This is a genomic window from Campylobacter concisus, from assembly GCF_003048615.2.
Classification (GTDB): domain Bacteria; phylum Campylobacterota; class Campylobacteria; order Campylobacterales; family Campylobacteraceae; genus Campylobacter_A; species Campylobacter_A concisus_C.
The window spans coordinates 324,124-343,342 of record NZ_CP049263.1 but is presented as its reverse complement, the minus strand read 5'-3'; the positions used below and the strand labels follow the sequence as shown (position 1 = coordinate 343,342).

Here is a 19,219-nt window from a genome sequence, read left to right as displayed (position 1 = left end):
GTTTAGCAAAGATGACAATTGAGCCAATATAAACAATGCTACAACCAAAATCAAAATCCATTTTCGTATGCCAGTCATAGATGATCGTGATATCAGAAAAATAGTATCCCCTTATATAAATATAGTCCAAATTATACAAGAAACGACTTTGCTTTTAGCTATAATCCTTGAAAAAAGCAAACAAGCAAAGGTGTATCATGAAATGTAATATCGTCATAAATGGCCAAAATTTAATAGATTATAAATCATTTATTTTATTTTTTTCAAAAGCAGCAAGAAAGCAATATTTCATAAATACATTTATGATTTTTACTGAAGCTATCATAGCTGGCTTCGTTGTAGATATGCTATTAAAAAGTAAAATTTTTACAATTATTGGAGTTATTTTTGGCATATTTTGGATCATTTTTTATCCAATTTTTTTAAAAAAAACTCGAATTGCTGCTTTAAAAAAAATTGAAGTTTCGGACCTAGAAAAACAGATGGTTTTTGAGGTAAATGAAGATTTTATAGCTTATTATGAAAACGAGCCAAAAGAAAACGAAAAATTTAGTTTAGATAAGGTGAGTGAAATTTATGAACTAAAAAATATTTTCATAGTATTTTTATCTGAAAAAATCCACCTTATCATTCCAAAGGATGACATAACTTCAAAGTCGATAAATAACTTAGCAAAATTTTGCAATAAGTACATCTTAAAATTTGAGGACTTTAGCTCACAAACTATACTTCAATAGTGCTTTTTATTAGCTCCTCAAAATCATTTGCACCCATTGGCTTACCCCAAAGGTATCCCTGCACTTCATCACATCCTAGCTCTTTTAAAATTTCAAGCTGAGTTTCATCCTCTACGCCTTCTGCAATAGTCCTTAGTTCAACATTTTTAGCTAAAGTTATAACACTTTTTACTACATCTTTATCTATATCGTTTTTAGCGATATTATCTATCAGTTCTTTAGCGATTTTCAAGCATTTCATAGGATATTTTTTAATATAGCTCATCGATGAAAAACCGGTACCAAAATCATCAATAGAGATGCCAATGCCTTTATTTGAAAACCGAGAAAGTGCATCTTGCATCATTTCTTCTGCATTAACAAGGCTTGCTTCAGTTATCTCTACATCCACACAAGATGCCTCGATACCATACTCATCTATAAATTTTATAATTTCAGAGGCAAAATTTACATTGTCTATCTGTTTTGGTGAGATGTTTATACCTATTTTTAATTTTGTATTGTACTTTTTATTCCAAAAAGCCATTTGCTTTATAGCTTCTCTTGCAACCCATTTTCCTATGTCATTTATGATAGAACTCTGCTCAGCTATCGGGATAAACTTGGCTTGATCAACTAGTCCTTTAATAGGAGAATTCCACCTAATAAGCGCTTCTGCTCCAACTATTCTTTTATCCTCTATCGTGTATTGAGGCTGAAATTTCAGCTCAAACTCGTCATCAAATTTTATAGAATTTAATAGCAACTCTATATAGTTTCTATCTTGAATAATATTTTTTATATCGCCATAAAAAATATATTTTTGTGAAGCATCCTTTTTGGCAGCATCAAGAGCTGCTTCTGCTTGCATAATAAAATCATCTGCTAAAATTTCGCTAGTAAGCGTTGAGCTAATACCGATTTTTGCATCTAAGACTATTTTATAGTCGTCAACTACAATTGGTTCAGATATAGCTTTTAACAAATAATATAAGAATTCCCTATAATGCACATCTTCATTTTGTTTTATAACCACTATAAAATCATCTCCACCAGATCTTGCAAAAAGTGAATTCTCTTGTGGCAATATAGAGCTAATATTTAAAGCGAGTTTCACTAGTACATCATCACCAACATAGTGCCCATATGAGTCATTTATTACCTTAAAGTGGTTGATATCAATACTATAAATATCTATTTTTTCTCCAAGTGCTTTAGACTTTACCATCTCTTCGAGTCTCGCGATAAAATATTGACGGTTTAAAGCATTTGTTAAATAGTCATATTTGCTAATCTTTAGTAGGTGCCTATTTGTCTCTTCTAGTTTTTTCACATTGTCTTCTATCTGATCGTTTAGCTTTTTTTTGATGTATCTTTCATGCTTGATCAAAATATCCATTTTTCTAGTGCTAGAAACGGTATAAGTTAATGCCCCATATGCAAGTAATGTAATCATAACAAAGAGCCACCACATAATATCTATCTTCGCAGAGAATAAAATCATACCTATCAAGAATATAATTAAAACAGCAAGTTTTTGCCTTAGAATTTTTTCAAAATCTTCTCTATGTGCTCTAAATTTTAAATTTGCTTCGCCTTCTCTTAGATGAAGAGATGCTGTAAATAAAATAAAAAATGAAATTTTAAATGCAATGTCATATCCGAAAAAAGATGTATCATTTCCCCAAAAACTCATAACGGTAAAAAATACATCATATGTGCTTATCACAAAAAGAGATAAAAGACACAAAAAAAGTGATGCTCTTCTTTTTGAAAAATTGATAGAGAAAAATATAACAAATAATGCACAAAACATCACTATATCCACAACAATGTAGAGTAAATTAAAAAATTCTCTTTGTGTTAAAATTCGACTAAAACTTTCATCAAGAACCACAAACCATACAAAACTTAAATAAATTATAATAATTGCAGCAGAATCTATTAGTGCTTGCGAAACGAACAAATTTTTAAAATTTTTAATCAGAATATAAAAAGCACAAAATGCAAACATAAAAAATGACACAATATATGAGTCTTGTATCAAATCAGTCTTGGACATAAACTGACTAGCAATATCAAGCTTATCATATACTATCCAAATAATATCAGCCACTATCCAACAAGCAAGCCCAAGTATTATGTAAATCCAATAAGTTTTTAAATTTTTAGTTTCTCTTAGTTTAAAAAAAATAAATGCCATAATCATAAAATCAAACACGCAAGATGTTATATCTGCATAAAAACCGCCATTAAATAAATAGCTAGCTATATATGCACAAAAAAGTGCAACAACAAACAAAAATGATACTTGGTTTTCGTTGCTTATTTTATTTATCATGTCCATTTACCTATTGTTTTCAGCTCTTAGCTGCCACCTTTGCCACTCGCCGCTATCATCGACGTCGTTACCGATAGCCTCGTACCTAGCGTAAAAATGCTCAACAAATTTCTTGCACTCTTCATCTTTTGGCAGATAGCTCTGCTCATCTTTTTGACAAAATTTCTCCAAAAACGTGCTCGCATCAGCTTTTTTGGCGTATGTTTGCGCTAGATCGAAGTAGTTTTGTAAGCAAATTTCTTTAAATTTAGCGTAGGCTTGCTCGCTCATATCCACGCTTAGTTTGCCGTCAAATTTAAGCACTCCAGCCCTAAAAAGCAAGCTAAGATGTATGAGCCCCTCGCAGTAATAAGCCCTCACCTCATCGACCTTTCGCCACGCGATAAGACCAACCGCGCGAGCTATTAGCTCATGAAAGACGGCCATTTTGTACTCCGCCTCTTCGTGCAAGAAAAAATTTACCAGCCCACCAGTCGTCGCCTTGTACTCTTCTATAAATTTAAAGACGCCACTTTTATTCATGCTCATCTCAGTATCAAGTCCGATAAAGAGGATGTGGCCAAACTCATGGCCGATCGTTGAAATTTCATATACTTTTTTCCAAATTTTTGGCTTTAAAAATAAAATTTCCCTACCAAAATCCAAAAATTCCTTACTAAAAATTTCAGCCCCAAGCTTCATAAAAGGCTTTGCCTTTGCGCCTTCATAGACGTGATTTACAAAGGCAAAAATTTTCTTGCCGCATTTTGCGCTCACACTCTCGTCATTTGGCACGACTTGAGCGCTAAAAAGCCCGTTTAGCTCCGCTGCGTAATAGATCATCGGCACGCTTATATAAAGCTGCGTTCTAGCGATATTTTCGCTAACTGCCTTGTTTGTCTCGGCGTTATCAAATTTGATCTTTTCGCAAACTCTTTTGTAAGTTTTTGCTACTTTTTCTTTAAATTTAAGCTCGTCAATGCCCTCGCTATCAACCAGCCTGATGTCCCACTCAAGTGCGACTGCGTGCGTGTAGGCATCCTCGTAGTACTCCAGCGGATGGCCTGGCTGAAGTGCTCCTTTTACCTCCATCCACGCTATCTCGGCCTCTTGCCAAGCGTTTATCACTTTAGCATTATCCTCCTCACAAAAGGCGTTTTGCAGCTTTTCAAGGTATTTTACGTAGGATTTTTGCTCGTCATTTTGGGCTAAATTTCTTAAATTTTCAAGATTTTTTACAAATACTTTTTTAAGCTCTCTAACCTCATCTTTAAAGGCAAGCGCGTAAGGCAAAAAGCTAAATTTCTCGCCCTCTTTGCAAACAGCACCATACGTTCTATCAGCCCTTACGCCGTTAGCGTCACACTGAAATAAGCCGTTTTTAGTGATAAACTCATTTGCCTGGCTTAAATCTTTAAATTTAGCTTCAAACTCTTTATTTGTAGTATCTATTATCTTATCTTGCCATGAAATTTGCCACGCATTTAGACTAAGCCCAAGCTCGTGCATAGCCTCTACAAAGGCTTGATAAAATGGGTCTAAAATTTGCTCATCACGTGCCTTTTTTATAAGCTGGGCATGCAGATTTTCATATAAATTTCTAACGTAGCCATAGATCAAATTTAGCACGCGTTTTTGCTCGTCCTCGCCTAAATTTAGCTTTTTTAGCTCATTTTGAAGTGGATCAACTTTAAGATCAACTATCCTTCTTGCAAGGGCTAGCTTTTGGCTTGGTGTGCCAGTAAGATCACAAATTTTCACAGCCTCATTTATAAGCTCGTTGTCTAAATTTTTATAAATCGCGTTTAGCTTGGATTTTTGCTCTTTTGTAAGTTCATTTAGTCTTTTAAAATCATTCATCTTTTCATCCCTTAAAGTTGCAGGATTTTAGCATAAAGCCATTAAAATTTGCTACAATTTACCAAAAATTTAAAATCTAAAAGGCAAAAAATGGACATTTTAAAGGACTTTGGCGAGCCACGCATCAAGCAAGTGATGCTGCCAAAAGATACAAACTCAGCTGGAAATATCTTTGGCGGCTGGATAATGAGTCAGATCGACCTTGCAGGTGCTCAGGCAGCTAGAGAAATTTCGCCTGAGCGAGTTGTGACAATTTCGATGAAAGAGATCATATTTAAGCAACCTGTCTTTGTTGGCGACGTGCTAAGCTGCTATGCAAAGATCATCGCAGTTGGCAAAACATCGATAACAACGCAGATAGAAGTGACTGCACTTAGGCTAAATGACGGTGGTTTTAGAGAGACTATACACGTCACAAGCGCGACTGCGACCTATGTCAGTGTGACAAAAGACGGACACAAAAAACCGATAGATGAGAAGATAAAAGAGCTGCACGGCTTTTAAAATTTGGTTGCAATTTATGCAGCCAAAACCCTAAATTTATCACTATTTTTAAAAGAATTTGAAAAAAATTGACTTCAAAAAGGATAAATTTCAACTTATTTAAATGCTTTATAAAGTAAAATCAGCCCTTACACTTTTTTGGGAGAAAGATGAAAAAATCACGCTTAGGGCTTTTACAAACGCATATTTTAGATATCTTAACACAAGATGAGCTGGAGAAATTTGAGTTTAAAGAGCTGCCAAAAACAAGCACGATCTACACCGAAGATATCGAGATCATCATTTTAAAAAGCGGCTCAGCAAAGCTCTCATTTTTTGAAGATGGCGAGGAATTTATCCTTTATCATTTAGAAAAAAATAACATCGCCATACTCGATGATAACTGCGCCTTTGAAGTGCTTGAAGATGCCCAAATTTACGTCATTAGACTGGATAAAATAGGTGAAATTTTGCACAATCAAAAAGCTGCAAGTGAGATCCTAACAACCACGCTAAACACCATCATCGTGCAGCGCCAGATCACAAAGTCTATACTCTTTGAGGACGCAAAGGGCAGGATCGCAAATTTCTTGATCGAGCTTGCAAACGAGCAAGATCTAAAACAAAATGGCTATCGATACGTGTTTTTGCCGTTTTCTCTAAAAGTGCTCTCAAGCTTTGTTGGTCTCAAGCGCCAAAGCGCCTCAACAGCCTTTAATGAGCTTATCAAAGACGACATCATCAGAAAGATCACACCGCACGAATTTCTCATCATCGACCACGAAAAACTTGAAAGTTACACGAATTAAATTTTTTACTATAAGCTAGAAGATGTTAGATAGCTTTTGACTAGATATACTAGAAGTACGCATTTAGCGCGTACTTCTAAAGATATACCAATCAAGAGCTATATTTATTCAAAGAGTTATTAAGCTTTTTTCTTCATATCAAATTTATTAGCCATGAAGCCAACAAGACCAACAAAGAAAAGACCACCGCAGATGTTACCAAGTGTAACTGGAAGCAAGTTTTTGCTTAAGAAATTTGTCCAGTTGATGACATCTAGTTTATCAGCTGTAGTGTGAAGTAAAGCTGCTGCAGCGTTGATATCGCCACCACTTGCTGCTATATAGTGAGCTTTAGAGATGATAGCTTCAGTGATGATGAACATATTTGCAACGCAGTGCTCCATTGAGCAAGCAACGAATGCGCCGATCATCCACATAATGGCAAAGAATTTACCAGATAGGTTGCTCTCGCTTGTCGCAGTCCAGATAGACATACAAACAAAGACGTTACAAAAGATACCGCGAAGAAATAGCTCATGAAATGGTGCTGTGATCTTGCCAATAGCTGCTGGTACAAAGTGTTGCAAGATGTAGCCGTCGTATTTTAGTGGCAAACCTGAGTAGTAGTACATATAAGCGATCAATGCGCCACCAACGAAGTTAAATATCCAAACAATTACCCAGTAGCCTATGGTTTTGCCAAGTGGTAATTTGCCATCATATGCACTAACACCGCTTAAAATAGAGCTAGTAAATAGGTGACCACCATAAAATACAACCATCATGAGGCCGCAGCTAAATGTGATACCACCGATGAAGTTTGAAAGACCGATAGACTGTTTTTCAGCCATACCAACTGTTGAGTGAGCCCAAAAAATATCACCCATTGCAATAGCAGCTCCAGCCATGATAGCAAGAAATATAATGCTTACAAGTGGCGTATGAGCTTTATGCTCCATAGAACTTGACACCGCTTGAGCGGTTTCTGCCGGATTTAACATCACGTCTCCTTTTTATTTGACCTTCTTTGATCTATAACAAATATAAAGCAAAGAAGTAGTGCCAAAGATAGACATTTTAGCGTCAAAATTTAATGTTTAAAAATTAGTTTTACACTAAATTTCAAATCCAAAATGATCAAATTTATCTTTAGCAAACCCCAGATTAAATTTAGCTCTTGCTAAATTTAACCAACTAAATTTTTATCAATCTCTACAATTCTTAAAAAAGCTTTTCTGGCACTTTTTTTAGCCTGCTCGCTTAGCCCCTCCTCAAAATCAAGGACATTTTCAAGCAAGACACTAATGCCAAGAAAAAGCGTCTTTGGACAAATTTTACGCAAATAGCTTAAAAGTACCGGCGTTGGTAGGTTGTGGGTTGAGTAGATGTAGTCTCTATCGTCACTTAGATCAAAAAACTCTATCTTATCCTCATCAAAGCCGCTCATCGCATCGACTACTATCAAAATGTCAGGCGCAAATTCTCTAATAGCTGAAAATTCATTCTCAGGCACATCTTGCCCAAAAAAGACCTTCCACTCTTTTAGCTCAGTTTCTACGATGCGGCCGACTTCATTGCCAACATCATCATCACCACGCATAGGATTACCGATGCAAAGGATGGCCTTTTTCATCAAAAGTCCTTCTTAAGCACGATATATCCCTCTTTTAAATTTGCCAAAATTTCTTTAAGCTTACACTCACAAAGCTGCGGCAAGAGTCTAGAGATATGCTCAGCAAAAATTTCAACTTCAAAATACTTGCTTAAATTTCCGATCTTAAATTTCACATATTCGCCTGAGTTTTTGATCATCTCGTCAAATTCCTCATCACTTAGCTCTAAGATCTTCTCGCTAAAATCAATCGTACCAACGCCGTGTCCCACGCAAGTGGAGAAAATTTTTATCTCCTTTAGCTCGCGTGGAAGCTTCTCGTTGTCGTCCATATGCCTTTTTGTAAGCTTATAAACTTGTATCATCTTTTACTCCAAACCTCACTATCAACATCAATCGCAAAATTTTTACCAGCTTTTGCATATTTTAGATAGACATCGTTGTGTAAAAGTGCCATACACTCAGCATATCTAGGATCATCTTCTTTTTTGATAGCTGCTATAACCGCTTCACGTGCAAGCTCTGGGTTGTGGATATCGCTTGAGGCTTTGATAGCGTCCATATATTTTTCAAATAGTGTTCTACCAAAGATATAACTCATCAGCCTTTTACTTTCAGCATGCAAGTCACGTTCAAACAAGATATCGCCCATTACTGACTTTTTAACTGGAGGAGGCGTAGTGCTGTCGTTTTCATAGCTTTTTTTGTGTAGCTTTTGATCAATGATGCCAAGAGCCATACCTAGACCATAAATAACACTCGCTGGGTGTGGAGGGCAGCCTGGGATATAGACATCAACTGGTATGATCTTATCTATACCGCCCCAAACGCTGTAAGCGTCGTGGAAAATTCCACCAGTACTTCCGCAAGCACCAAAAGCAACTACGATCTTAGGATCTGGAGCTGCTTCATAAGCACGAAGAAGTGGGTAATACATCTGTCTTGTGACTGGTCCTGAGCAAAGCAAGATATCAGCGTGTCTTGGGTTTGCTACAAGCTTAAAGCCAAAGCGCTCTGGGTCCCACATCGGTGTGATAGCCGCGAAAATTTCGATCTCACAACCGTTGCAGCTTCCGCAGTCGATCCTATAAACGCTAAAGCTTCTTTTGATATTTTTTAAATGCTCTAGCTTTGCAGTTAGGTCATTTGCTGTTTTTATGTCCTCTGGGACTTGATATAGACTCATTTTATAGCCTCCTCAACGCCTTTTGTTAGCCTCTCAGCAGATTGATTTTTCTTGCACTCTGGGCAGATAAAAAGATACTCTTTTGCCTCTTCAAGTCTGCCTGGGAGTAAATTTGCTGTGCCAAGCTTTTCAAGGGTGAAATTTATAAGCCTTTTTGGCGTAAATGGTTTGCCGCAGCATTTGCAAGTTTGCATCTCAAGCTCGCCTCTTTGGATAAGAGCGCTCTTGTCAAATTTAACCGCAAGCTCAAAGCTATCACTTAGGCGAACAGCTCCAGTTGGGCAAACCTCATCGCAGCGACCGCAGAATATGCAGCGACCACAGTCAAACTGCCAAACAAGCCTTGTTTGCTCATCGTTCATCTTAAGCTCTATTGCGTTACTAGGGCAAGCGATACCGCAAGCTGCACAACCTATACAAAGATCGTATGTATAGTCTGGCTGACCGCGGAAATTCTCAGGCACAATATATGGCTCAAATGGATAGGCGTATGTCGCCTTTCCATATTTTTCTGTGATGTCAAATAACTTCATCATCTTAAATCCTTCTTACTAACCCCGCCATCTTGACAGAATTTTTTAAGGTCTTTTTCTGTTAAAATTTTACTTTTTTTAGTCCTTACATCAACCAAAGTAACACGCTCGGTACATGAGTAGCAAGGGTCAAGTGAGCAAACGATAAGTGCAGCGTCACTTATATTGTTTCCTCTAAATTGATACCTTAGGCTTGGCCAGTTGTTATATGTCGCAGCCCTACATCTCCAGCGATATACTTTTTGAGCGCTACCTTGCATGATCCAGTGAACGTTCTCACCACGTGGTGCTTCATCATGACCAAGTGCGAAATTCTCAGGCTTGATCATAGTCACAGGATCGATCATGATCGGAGTTTGAGGCATCATCTCAAAGCATTGGCGGATGATGTGGATAGAGCTTTTTAGCTCTTTATATCTAACCATCTCACGAGCAAAAACGTCGCAACCATGCTCAACTGCTACTTCAAATTCTATCTGTTTGAAGAAGTCGTATGGGTGATCGTAGCGGTTATCGCGTTTAAAGCCAGAGCCTCTCATGTTTGGACCAACTGGGCTAAAGTCACGTGCGATTTGGCGGTCTAAGATACCTACACCTTTCCAGCGTCCGATTTGGCGTTTATCTTCCAAAACTGCATCCCAAATTTCTGAAATTTGAATATCAAGTTTGTTGATGATCTCTAAGCCTTTTTTGATCTCATGGTTTGTCATATCGCGTCTTAAGCCGCCCATAACGACGTTGCCGTATGTTTTACGTCCGCCAGTTACAAGCTGAGCTAGCTCCATAGAGTACTCACGAACCCTAAAGATGTGCATAAAAGCGTTGTAGTTACCAGTGACCTCACAAGCTAGACCGATATTTAAAAGGTGGCTGTGAAGACGCTCAATCTCAAGACAGATGACGCGTATAGCTTGAGCTCTTAGTGGGATTTCAAGCTTGATAGCTTTTTCTGCTGCTTCGATACAAGCTATAGCGTGAGCATAACCACAAATTCCGCAAACGCGCTCTGCAAGATAGCCCATTTGATCATAGTTCATTCTGTTTTCAGCTAGCTTCTCCATACCGCGGTGTTGATAGAACAAGCGATAATCAGCATCGATGATCTCGTCGCCATCACAGAAAAGTCTAAAGTGACCTGGCTCATCAGATGTAACGTGTAGTGGTCCAAGTGGCACATCAACTACTGCATCACCTGTTGGGAACAAAAACTCCGCATCAGGCTCATCTCTGTGATCTACTGGATCAGGGCGGTAGCGGTAGTCCATAGCATCTTTTCTAAGTGGGTGAAGTCCGTCTGGCCAGTCATCACTTAAAACTAGACGTCTTTTATCAGGCAGACCCTCAGCTACTAGACCAAACATATCATAAGCTTCTCTTTCATACCAAACACAAGCTGGCACAAGCGGAGTAACTGATGGAAATGTTGGATCGCTTCCTGGGATAAGGGTTTTAACTGTGATAAAGCACTTATCCTCAGCTGCAAAATCATCCGCCTCAGTCATCTTGCTACCTTCCATTGAGATAGCATAGTAAAGCGCATAGCAGCCATTTATCTGGCGCTCGTCGTTTGGTATCATGGTGCTTATAAAGCCACCGATATCATAATAAAGTGTTTTAACAGCTAGTGGAAGATCATTTCTATCCACCAAAACTGTGATCTGATCGTCTGCTTGACGAGTTACTTCTAAAATTTTTACTTTAGTTTTTAGGATTTCAACAAATTTATCGCCTCTCATTTTAAAGCTCCCATCATTATATTAACACCGTTATTTACTAGCGTATAAAAGCTATCTACGTGCCATACGCCAAAGATTATGATAAGGGCACAGAGTGCTATAAGAGGTAAATTTTCAAATAAACTCATCTCTTTATTATGAACAACCACACCTTTTGGCTCGCCAAAGCTTGCCATGTTAAAGTGCGCAAAGTCAGCTATGAAAATAACTGCAAGTGCAATAGCAAATAGCGCAACTGCGATGTATTGACCACTTGTGATAGCTCCAACGAAGACGTTATATTCGCTAACAAATATAGCAAATGCTGGAACACCAACTAGTGAGCATACAGCTGCACCAAACATAATAGTTGTAATAGGTGCGATCTTAACCATGCCGCCCATCTTACTCATATCTTTGTGGCCGTAAATTCTTGCTATGTTACCTGTTGAGCAGAAAGCCAAAGCTTTTGTGAAGCTGTGAGCTAAGCAGTGGAATATCGCTGCAAATAGACCAAATTTACCGCCAACACCAAGTGCAAATGCGATAACACCCATGTGAACGATTGAGTGGTATGCAAACATTCTTTTTACGTTGTGTTGTCTTATTAGGAAAAATCCTGCTACAAAAAGTGTGATAGTTCCTGAAACGATCATTACGCCTTCAACAAAGCTAAATCCAACTGCTTGAGCTGTGATAGCGTAGTATCTTAAAAGTGCAAGCATCGCACATTTTAAAAGTACGCCTGATAGCAATGCTGAGATAGGTGCTGGACCTTCAGCGTGAACGTCTGGCAACCAAGTGTGAGTTGGAGCTAGACCAGCTTTTGTACCAAAACCAATTAGCGCAAACACAAAGATAAGTTTTGCTGCATCTGGATTTAAATTTTTAGCGTTAGCCATTATGCTTGAAAACTGCATAGAAGCCTCTCCGTCTCCTAATGTGCTATATGTAGCTGAGTATAGAAGAACGGTTGCATAAAGAGCAAATGCTAGACCGATTGAGCAAAGAACGATGTATTTGTAACCACTCTCTGTTGATTTTTGATCTTTGTGTATAGCAACCAAAAATACAGAAGCTAGTGTAGTAGCCTCGATAGCTGCCCACATAAACGCAACGTTGTTGCAGATAACGCTTAAAGTCATTGTAAAGATAAATACATGGCTTAGTGCGTAGTATTTTTTAAGATCACTTAAGTGGATATGTCCATCTTCAAGTTCCCATCTCATATAGTGGATAGAGTAGAAATTTACTATAAATCCAGTTACAGCGATAAGCACCAAGAAAACACAGCCTAAGCTATCTAAGAATAAAAATTTATCAAAACTATAAAAAGTTCCGCCACTTAAAACTTTAAGAACATTGTTAAGTAAAGCCACTGATGTCGCAGCAGAAAACAAGACATGAAGTCCGCTAAGTACTGCATAGTTTTTAGGACTTAAAAACAAGATCAAAGCACCAAGGAGCGGTAAGATAAGTATTAAAGCTAAACTATCCATCTCTAACCCCTTAAATTTGAAGCTTTAGAAGTATCTAAGCTATCATAAGCTTTATAAAATCTAATCGCTAGAACGCTCATGATAATAACAGCAAATATCGCATCTGTTAAAATTCCAAGCTCAACTAGCTCATGTGAGTTGTAAGCCATTAGAGCAAGGCTTAGGTGGATACCGTTTTCAAACAAGCAGTAAGCTAGAATTTGTTTTATAAATGAGTTTCTTAGCATGAAGCCAAAAATTCCCATCATAAAGACTGTTCCAGCAGCGATTAGCATGATCTCTTCTTTGATAAGAGAGAATTTTAAAAATATAGGGTGGATACTCATTGAAAGAGCTAGAGAAAATCCCATAGCAATAACAGGACTTACAAAAAATCCACCAACTGGCTCATCTTCGCTAACTACGCCAAGTTTTTTGATAAGCCAGAACAAAATTCCTGGCACGAAAAGAACTTTGGTAAAAAACGCAACGATCGCCCAAGTTTTTAGCTGCTCAGCGTTAAATTTCTCAGATAGCAAGAAAAATATACTAACTAAAAGTAGTGTCTCTATCGCATAAGCGATGATTGAGAGTTTCAAGCTTCTAAGACCAAAAACCGCAAGCGAAGTTACGATCATGCAAATGGCTAATATATCTAGTGTTTGCATCTCACGCTCCTACTACATAAAGTGTTAGTGCAACAAACGAAATAGCAAGTGCACCAAGAGCATTTTTGCGTAAAGATGAAGTCATTTTAAAGCGTGGTCCAAAGTTGTCTATAAATACAGCTGCGACGTAAAATACTCCAGTTTTTATCACAAAAACGATAATAGCTAAGAAAGGATTGCTAAAATTCCATGGCTCAAATATGCTTAGGAAGAGTCCGATCATAGCAAACTGTTTTAATATAAGTGATGCTTGAACTAAGCCAAGGTCGCTACCAGCATACTCGCCAAGAACACCCTCTTGAAGCTCTTGTTCTGCTTCAGCTAAGTCAAATGGCTTTCTACCAGTCTCAACATACATACACCACAAAAATGCGATAGAAGCAACGGCAAAACTTGGAATTTGATATCCGATAACGCCAGTTCTTACCATCTCTTGGATCTCAACTAAATTTGATGTTTTAGCTGCAAGCATAACTACGATTAAGCACATAATCATAACTGGCTCAACATAAACACCAAGCATTTGCTCCCTGCCGCCACCTGTTGCCGCAAATGGGTTGCCGCTATCCATTGAAGCTGCACCAAATACAAATCTAAGTAGCGCACCAAGATAGAGGATAACAAATATATCTGAGTAAGCTCCAAATACAGTGTCTTTGCTATAAGTGATAGGTATAGCAGCTAGCACTGCAGCTGAAGTTGCAAAAAGGAAAAATGGAGCCCATCTAAATACCCAGTGAGAGCACTCAGGGACGGTTCTTCCTCTTCTAAAAAGCTTTATAATGTCGCGATATGTTTGAAAGAAATCGCTACCTTGTTTTGATTGAAGTTTAGCTCTAAGTTTTCTTGCCATACCATCAAACAAAGGAGCTACCAAAACGATAACGACTACTTGAAATATCATTAAAAGTATAGTTTGCATTTTCGTCTCCTAAACTAAAAAGTAGCTCACAGCAAGTATGACACAAAGATATAGCAAGATATAAAGTGTATATACATTTGTATAACCACTTTGAACGATACCTAGCTTATCAGCAAATTTCACACACCATTTAATGACTGGCTCATAAAACATTCCCCACCAAATATCTTTTGGATGGTTGTGATACTCAACCGCGTCAAAATAATTTCTAGTAACTACTTTTTTATCAGCTCTAAATAGCCATTGCATAATCTTTCTAAGGTCGCCAGTGAATGGACCACCTGTCATTTGCATACGTGAGCTATATTTAAAGCCACAAGCCCAAGGATCAGTTTCGCGTGGTTTATCTCTGTTTGCTTTCATAACAGCAAGGATGATAAATGGCAAAATCATAGTTGCACATAGGACTAAAGCGATAAGTGGAGTTGAGATCATGCTACCCATAGGTGAAGTTACATTTATAGCACCAAGGCTAGCTTTATAGTCGCTTATAGCGATAGAATTTACAGCTTGCATGATGTAATCAACTATATAGTTTGCGCCAAGACCAAAGCCAACACAGCCTATCATTAGGATGATCATACCAAGAACCATACCTATCGGACTCTCTTTAGCATTTTCCCAAATTTTTTGATCTCTTGGAGTACCTGCAAAGATAACAGCGTAAAGTTTAAGGTGCATACCAACCAAAACGCCTGTTAGCGCAAGAGCTACGACGCCAAGTGTAAATGCATATCTAACTAATGTTCCTTCTCCCATCGCACCTTGAAGCATACCTTGATATGTAAACCACTCTGAAACAAAGCCATTTACTGGAGGTAAAGCTGCGATACCCATGATACCTATAAACATACCAAGGCTTGTCCATGGCATCTTTTTAGCAAGACCACCAAGGATGTCCATATTTTGTGTATGAGTAGCGTGGATAACTGAACCAGCACAAAGGAAAAGCAGACCTTTAAATATAGCGTGATTGACTACGTGGTAGCAACCTGCTAGAAAACCTACTGCTGCAAGTGTTAAATTTCCAGCTGCAACGCCGTAGATACCAGTACCAAGACCTAGCAAGATGATGCCTATGTTCTCAACTGAGTGGTAAGCAAGCAAAGCTTTGAAGTCGTGTTGGCAAAGAGCGTATAAAACACCAAATAGTGAGCTAGCTGCACCAAGAGCGAGTATTGTAAGACCAAAATATGTGCTAAGTGGTAGGTAAAGTGTAAATTTAACTAGTGTAAATAGAGCAACTTTAATCATAACGCCTGACATAAGGGCTGAAACGTTTGATGGTGCTGCTGGGTGAGCTTGTGGAAGCCAAACGTGGAATGGCCACATACCAGCTTTACTACCAAAGCCAACCAAGAATAGTATAAATACAGCAGCAGAAGCGCCAAATGGCATCTTAACACCCATAAATGCGCTAAATTCAAAGCTTCCTGCGTAGTAAGCTGTGATAAGCAAGCCACAGGTTATACAAAATGCACCGATTTGTGCAATACCAAGATATACCATAACCGCTTTAAGTGTATTTTTACCGTCATTGACGATGATAAGAAATGATGACACAAGAGTCATAAGCTCCCATAAAACAACAAAGCAAAATACATTATCAGCACTGATTACTAGAAGCATTGAAAGGATGAATGTGTTAAACAAACATGCAAACACACCAACATTTGCTTTTTTTATGTACTCTTCTGCATAGCTCATACCATAAACACTACTTGCAAATCCGATGAAAACAACAACAAAGCTGAAGAAATTTCCAAGTGGATTTAGCGCAAATTTTGGCGAATACAAAAAGCCATCCATAAGAGCAAAGCTATCACTTACTCCCATATTTGCAACGAAGTGACACATCGCATAAAAGCAGCTTATAGCACTTAGTCCAAAACCAACTTTAACAGCGGCTTTTGGAGCGCAGTAGAGCAAGATACTAACGACGGCACTTACAAGAAATAGCATATAAACCGTAGTCATCTTATGCTCCTTGTCCGTTTAAAATTTTAGTAGCAAATTTATTCGCTGCATCGTAGTCTATCCTCTTGCCAAGCTTATGTTTGCCCTCTTCTGGATCAACCATTATAAGAGCGCTTGTTGGACATACATCAACGCAAGCTGGTCCATTTTCACGGCCAAAGCACATATCACATTTTACCGCGATGTTTTTTGCGCCTGATTGTGACTCTACTTCAAGATAGTATTTTGGCTCGACAGCGTAATTTACTGAAGGCATAAGCTCTGCACTTGAGCTTATCGCACCATAAGGGCAAGCGATCGTGCACATCTTGCAACCTATACAAATTTCCTCGTGAAGCTCGATGCAATTATCATTAAATCGCAACGCTCCAGTTGGGCATACATTTGCGCAAGGGCCATCGTCGCATTGTCTGCATTGAGTCGGCATAACACCGCTAGCTTCTCTTAAGACGCTTAGCCTTGCACGTGATAGTTTGCCGCGTTCATAAGCACTTTTAAAACATGCAGCCATACAGGTCGCACATCCTATGCAGCGTTTAGAATCGGCAATCACAAATTTATGTTTTTTCATAAATTCCTCCTAAAAAACAAGGCAAGACCGCCCTGCTCACTAATAGAGTGATTGTTAATCACATGAATAGAGATAGTTAAATTTTTATTTAACATCTCAAACGCTCCTTCCTGAAATTTTTGAAACAATTCTATAACTTCTGGCGATTAAATTCCGTCAGCTATCTGACAAATTTTGTATTTTTGAAATTAAATTTTTATTTTATATTAGTTTAAGATATGCTATTAAATGGCGTTATTATCGTATGATTAATCAAAAAAGATTAATATTTCATAACGGATAATTAGTAAAAAGAGTAAAATTATCTTAATTAAGTTTAAATTTAAAAATTAGTTTTTTAAGCTTTGGTTAATTAAATGAAACTGAAATTTAAAAATCTAAAATATAATCCAACCTTTAAATTTAAAAGGGTTGTTGATGGAAATTTTTATAGTCATAGTTTTATTTATCGCTTCAGTTTTTGCTTTTATGAAATTTGCCCCTGTTTTTGGTGGCAGACCAGATGCCAAAAGCCAAAAGCTGATAGAGGCTTCGCCAAATTTTAATGGCAAAGTTTTTGTAAATTTAGAGCCGACAATTGATATGGTAAAGAAAAGTCCGCAAGCGTCTATGTTAAATTACGTCCCTCAAGCACTCTTTCCACCAAAAGGCAAGCTACCAACTAAGCCTTTGCCAAATTTAAAATTTGACGCAAACGCTCTCAAAAATGGCGAGTTTATCTGGCTTGGGCACGTTAGCCTAATCTGCAAGCTTGATGGCAAAACCATCATCACAGACCCCGTTTTGCACCGAGCATTCCCTCTGCCAGTTGGCGGCAAGCCCTTTGCCTACGAGCACGCCATCACCGCTAGCGACTATCCAGAGGTGATCGACGTCGCCCTCATCTCGCACGACCACTACGACCATCTTGACCATAAAACGATCCTTGAGCTAAAGGATAGGATAGCCAAATTTCTAGTGCCGCTTGGCGTCAAAGCCCACCTCGTAAAATGGGGCGTGGATGAAGGCAAAATTTACGAGTTTGACTGGTTTGGTGATCTAAAAATAGGAAATTTAAACTTCACTTTTTGCCCCTCAAGGCACTTTAGCGGGCGTACATTCAAAAGAAACACCACACTTTGGGGCGGCTGGGCGGTAGAGGAGGCTGGCTTTAGCTTTTACTTTAGCGGAGATGGCGGATATGGCAAGCATTTTAAGATGATAAATGAGAAATTTGGCGGCTTTGATCTAGTTTTTATAGAAAATGGCGCTTACAGCGATGGCTGGCCTTACGTGCACATGAAGCCAGAGGAGTCAGCGCAAGCGCTAAAAGATCTTAAAGCTAAGCTTGGCGTGCCGGTGCATTGGGGTAAATTTGATCTTTCTTATCACGCTTGGGATGAGCCGATCAAGCGTTTTGAAAAGGCGGCTACAAAACTTGAGCTAAACTACGCGACACCGATGATCGCAGAGGTTTTTACCGTGCAAAATCCACCTAGAAAAAAGTGGTGGGATGAAATTTAGGAATAAAATTTGCTCTAAATTTTAAAATCCAAAAGGAAGTGCAGATGAAAATTTCTGAAAATTTATCAAATTTAAAAAATGCCATCGACAAGGCAGCGAAAAACGACCTTGATGCAAGCGCTACTGGAAGCTTTTTGCAAAATTTAGAAAAAGCGAACAAAGAGACGGAGAAGATCTACGAAAAGCTTGAAAAAGAGCTGAAAAGCGACGCGCAGATGTTTAAGCAGTTTGACTTCATGCAGATGATGACAAAGCTTCAATACGGCAACTTAAAATCAAGCGAGCGTGAAGAGCTGATAAATAAAATGAGCAAGATCGCCAAAGAAATTTAGTCGTTTAGTGTGGCTTTGCGGCGAGCTAAATTTGGCTGTTTTGCGTAAATTTATGTGGTTTTTTGCTGAGTAAATTTGCTAGAAAATACAAATTTACTCGCTTAGTGGCTGTTAATATCCTCACATTTGCCACATCTTTTGCCAAATACCTGTTGCACACTGGGCGTATTGCCATCGGTATATCACATGCGCAAAATTCAAGCAAATTTCTGAAATGCTTTTAACTTCTAAATTTAAGCTAGTCAATCAATAAAGGCAAATTTTAAAATTTCATGAGCGAGTAATTTCGGCTCTGATTTTAGTGGCAAGCTTTGCGAGACCTAAAATCAGTAGTCAATTCTTAGGAGTAAATGGAATTTTAAAATTTGCAAAGACAGCTTTATTAAATTTGTAATTTTTTTTATTCAAAATGGTGACAAGGGGACTTAAATTACGAAGCCGTCCCCTTATCTCCCTTTAGATCCCTCAATCCCCTCGCACGTTAGAGGAGCATGCTTTAGTGCTACGCACTGCATGCGTTTTATGACAAAGAAACTCAAGCAAATTTTAAAATTT

The 19,219-nt window shown here is 38.2% G+C and carries 19 protein-coding genes; 5 read left to right on the top strand and 14 right to left on the bottom strand.

Annotated elements, in window-relative coordinates:
• The first annotated feature begins 197 nt into the window (after positions 1-197).
• Positions 198-737 (top strand): YcxB family protein, encoded by a 540-nt coding sequence (locus tag CVS89_RS01775; protein ID WP_103572042.1) that lies wholly within the window; start codon positions 198-200, stop codon positions 735-737.
• Here CVS89_RS01775 and CVS89_RS01770 read toward each other — a convergent pair.
• Together CVS89_RS01770 and ciaB are read right to left on the bottom strand one after the other, a co-directional pair.
• Positions 724-3,057, bottom strand: coding sequence for a putative bifunctional diguanylate cyclase/phosphodiesterase (locus tag CVS89_RS01770; RefSeq protein WP_103572054.1), 2,334 nt, complete (start codon positions 3,055-3,057; stop codon positions 724-726). The genes CVS89_RS01775 and CVS89_RS01770 overlap by 14 nt on opposite strands.
• Before the next feature lie 6 nt (positions 3,058-3,063).
• Positions 3,064-4,896, bottom strand: a complete 1,833-nt coding sequence (gene ciaB, locus CVS89_RS01765; protein WP_107848113.1) for an invasion protein CiaB — start codon at positions 4,894-4,896, stop codon at positions 3,064-3,066.
• A 90-nt stretch (positions 4,897-4,986) separates the two neighbouring features.
• Here ciaB and CVS89_RS01760 point away from each other — a divergent pair, with 90 nt between their 5' ends.
• Together CVS89_RS01760 and CVS89_RS01755 are read left to right on the top strand one after the other, a co-directional pair.
• Positions 4,987-5,400 carry an acyl-CoA thioesterase gene (locus tag CVS89_RS01760; RefSeq protein ID WP_009295346.1) on the top strand — a complete coding sequence of 138 codons (414 nt, stop codon included), beginning with the start codon at positions 4,987-4,989 and terminating at the stop codon, positions 5,398-5,400.
• Positions 5,401-5,549: 149 nt separating this feature from the next.
• Entirely contained in the window at positions 5,550-6,188 is a 639-nt protein-coding gene (locus CVS89_RS01755) for a Crp/Fnr family transcriptional regulator (protein ID WP_012140407.1), read from the top strand.
• Between the two features lie 119 nt (positions 6,189-6,307).
• Here the strand turns inward: CVS89_RS01755 and CVS89_RS01750 are convergent, their stop codons facing one another.
• The 11 genes from CVS89_RS01750 to CVS89_RS01700 all read right to left on the bottom strand — a co-directional run bounded on the left by CVS89_RS01750 (position 6,308) and on the right by CVS89_RS01700 (position 16,829).
• Positions 6,308-7,168, bottom strand: coding sequence for a formate/nitrite transporter family protein (locus CVS89_RS01750; RefSeq protein ID WP_035143519.1), 861 nt, complete (start codon positions 7,166-7,168; stop codon positions 6,308-6,310).
• A gap of 185 nt (positions 7,169-7,353) precedes the next feature.
• Entirely contained in the window at positions 7,354-7,800 is a 447-nt protein-coding gene (locus CVS89_RS01745) for a hydrogenase 3 maturation endopeptidase HyCI (RefSeq protein ID WP_021087517.1), read from the bottom strand.
• A complete protein-coding gene (locus CVS89_RS01740; RefSeq protein ID WP_107848112.1) occupies positions 7,800-8,144 on the bottom strand; it encodes a formate hydrogenlyase maturation HycH family protein in 345 nt (114 codons plus the stop codon). The genes CVS89_RS01745 and CVS89_RS01740 overlap by 1 nt, the downstream gene beginning before the upstream one ends.
• Entirely contained in the window at positions 8,141-8,965 is an 825-nt protein-coding gene (locus tag CVS89_RS01735) for an NADH-quinone oxidoreductase subunit B family protein (protein WP_103567767.1), read from the bottom strand. Before CVS89_RS01735 ends, CVS89_RS01740 begins: the two co-directional genes overlap by 4 nt.
• A complete protein-coding gene (locus CVS89_RS01730) occupies positions 8,962-9,501 on the bottom strand; it encodes a formate hydrogenlyase complex iron-sulfur subunit (protein WP_002939210.1) in 540 nt (179 codons plus the stop codon). Before CVS89_RS01730 ends, CVS89_RS01735 begins: the two co-directional genes overlap by 4 nt.
• On the bottom strand, positions 9,498-11,234 hold the full coding sequence (locus CVS89_RS01725) for an NADH-quinone oxidoreductase subunit C (RefSeq protein ID WP_009294856.1): 1,737 nt from the start codon (positions 11,232-11,234) through the stop codon (positions 9,498-9,500). The genes CVS89_RS01730 and CVS89_RS01725 overlap by 4 nt, the downstream gene beginning before the upstream one ends.
• On the bottom strand, positions 11,231-12,712 hold the full coding sequence (locus CVS89_RS01720) for a hydrogenase 4 subunit F (RefSeq protein ID WP_012001182.1): 1,482 nt from the start codon (positions 12,710-12,712) through the stop codon (positions 11,231-11,233). The genes CVS89_RS01725 and CVS89_RS01720 overlap by 4 nt, the downstream gene beginning before the upstream one ends.
• Before the next feature lie 2 nt (positions 12,713-12,714).
• Positions 12,715-13,359, bottom strand: coding sequence for a hydrogenase 4 membrane subunit (gene hyfE / locus CVS89_RS01715; protein WP_012001181.1), 645 nt, complete (start codon positions 13,357-13,359; stop codon positions 12,715-12,717).
• Between the two features lies 1 nt (position 13,360).
• Entirely contained in the window at positions 13,361-14,281 is a 921-nt protein-coding gene (locus CVS89_RS01710) for a respiratory chain complex I subunit 1 family protein (protein ID WP_002939300.1), read from the bottom strand.
• Between the two features lie 9 nt (positions 14,282-14,290).
• A complete protein-coding gene (locus tag CVS89_RS01705) occupies positions 14,291-16,258 on the bottom strand; it encodes a proton-conducting transporter membrane subunit (RefSeq protein ID WP_012001180.1) in 1,968 nt (655 codons plus the stop codon).
• Between the two features lies 1 nt (position 16,259).
• Positions 16,260-16,829 (bottom strand): 4Fe-4S dicluster domain-containing protein, encoded by a 570-nt coding sequence (locus CVS89_RS01700; RefSeq protein WP_009294859.1) that lies wholly within the window; start codon positions 16,827-16,829, stop codon positions 16,260-16,262.
• Positions 16,830-17,246: 417 nt separating this feature from the next.
• On the opposite strand from CVS89_RS01700, the gene CVS89_RS01695 reads away from it, so the two are divergent.
• Both CVS89_RS01695 and CVS89_RS01690 read left to right on the top strand, forming a co-directional pair.
• Complete coding sequence (locus CVS89_RS01695) at positions 17,247-18,332, top strand: MBL fold metallo-hydrolase (protein ID WP_107848111.1); 1,086 nt, start codon at positions 17,247-17,249, stop codon at positions 18,330-18,332.
• Between the two features lie 44 nt (positions 18,333-18,376).
• Positions 18,377-18,664: a hypothetical protein gene (locus tag CVS89_RS01690; protein WP_087581727.1), complete on the top strand. Its 288-nt coding sequence runs from the start codon at positions 18,377-18,379 to the stop codon at positions 18,662-18,664.
• 25 nt (positions 18,665-18,689) lie between these two features.
• Here the strand turns inward: CVS89_RS01690 and CVS89_RS09990 are convergent, their stop codons facing one another.
• Positions 18,690-18,869 carry a hypothetical protein gene (locus CVS89_RS09990; RefSeq protein ID WP_196088151.1) on the bottom strand — a complete coding sequence of 60 codons (180 nt, stop codon included), beginning with the start codon at positions 18,867-18,869 and terminating at the stop codon, positions 18,690-18,692.
• Positions 18,870-19,219: the final 350 nt, after the last annotated feature.